The 1,469-nt window shown below is 71.5% G+C and carries 1 protein-coding gene; it reads left to right on the top strand.

Translation table 11 applies throughout. From position 1 onward, the window contains the following. The first annotated feature begins 14 nt into the window (after nt 1–14). Nucleotides 15–1,439, top strand: a complete 1,425-nt coding sequence (locus AOJ26_RS36890; protein WP_234358766.1) for an LCP family protein — start codon at nt 15–17, stop codon at nt 1,437–1,439. The last annotated feature ends 30 nt before the right edge of the window (nt 1,440–1,469 follow it).

Raw genomic sequence — 1,469 nt, 5'->3', positions numbered from 1 at the left:
CCCGATCCCGGCGTATGCGAGCACGGCGCCGGCCCGCGTGGTCGCCGCCCGTGCGGCCCCGACGGCCCCGCTGGGCGATGCGGGCGGCGACCACGCTGTCCGTCGTCGTGCTGGCCTCCGCCGGGATCGGGCACGCGGTGATGACCAGCCTCGACGCCGACATCAAGCGCGTCGACCCGTTCAAGGACATGAAGAACCGGCCGCGCGCCGGACACGGCATGAACGTGCTGCTGGTCGGCACCGACGGCCGCGACCGGATCACCGAGGAGGAGCGGCAGAAGTACCGGCTGGGCGGGGCGCCCTGCCACTGCACCGACACGATCATGATCGTGCACATCTCGGAGGACCGGGAGCGGGCGAGCGTGGTGAGCCTGCCGCGCGACTCGTACGCGACGACACCGGAGCACGTCGACGCGACCACGGGGGAACGCCATCGCGGCCACCCCATCAAGATCAACGCGGCGTACGCGGAGGGCGGGCCGCCGCTGACGGTGCGGACCGTGGAGGAGATGACCCATGTGAAGATCGACCACTACCTGGAGGTCGACTTCACCAGCTTCATGAAGACGGTGGACGTGCTCGGCGGGGTCGAGATCTGCAACGCCGACCCGCTGAAGGACGCGTACACCGGGCTCGACCTCGCGGCGGGCCGGCACCGCCTGATGGGCGGTCAGGCACTCCAGTACGTCCGCTCCCGGCACGCCGACGGCTCCTCCGACCTCGGCCGGATGAAGCGTCAGCAGCGGTTCCTGGCGGCGCTGATCGAGCGGGCCACGTCGTCCGGCGTCCTGCTGAACCCGATGAAGTTCCGCGACGTGGCGCGGGCCGTCCTCGGCTCCGTACGGGCCGACAAGGGCTTCGGCACGGACGAGCTGCTCGACCTGGGCCGTGCCATGCGGAACTTCTCGCCCTCCTCCTCGGAGTTCACCACCGTGCCGATCGGGCAGATGGGATACGCCGTCAAGGGCGTCGGCTCGACGCTGAAGTGGGACCCCGTGAAGTCGGCCCGGCTCTTCAGGGCCCTGCGCGAGGACCGGCCGCTGGTCGCCTACAAGCCGAGGAGCAAGGCGCTGCTGGTCCCGGTGTCCCCGCAGCAGATCCGCGTCCAGGTCGAGAACGGCACGGCGACGGGCGGACTGGGCAAGCGGGTGGACGCGGCCCTGGCGTCGACGGGCTTCCGCACGACGGGCGACCCGGTGAACTCGGCCGACCGCACCCTGAAGCGCACGGTCATCGCCTACGACCCCCGCTGGGACCGCTCGGCACGCTCCCTGGCGGCGGCCCTGCCCGGCAGCGAGCTGCGCGCGGTCAAGGGCCAGGGAGCGGTGCTCAAGGTCATCGCGGGCACCGACTTCGAACGTGTACGCAAGGTGCGCGCCGAGGACGAGCTGCAAGGGGAGTCCGGCGTGGTGACGGGCGACGAGGTGGGGTGCGTGTAGGGGGGTGACTTCGGTCACCCAGGGGGTGGG

The organism is Streptomyces sp. NRRL B-24085, from assembly GCF_001282115.1.
Lineage (GTDB): Bacteria > Actinomycetota > Actinomycetes > Streptomycetales > Streptomycetaceae > Streptomyces.
This window is presented reverse-complemented; position numbering and strand designations above follow the sequence as displayed.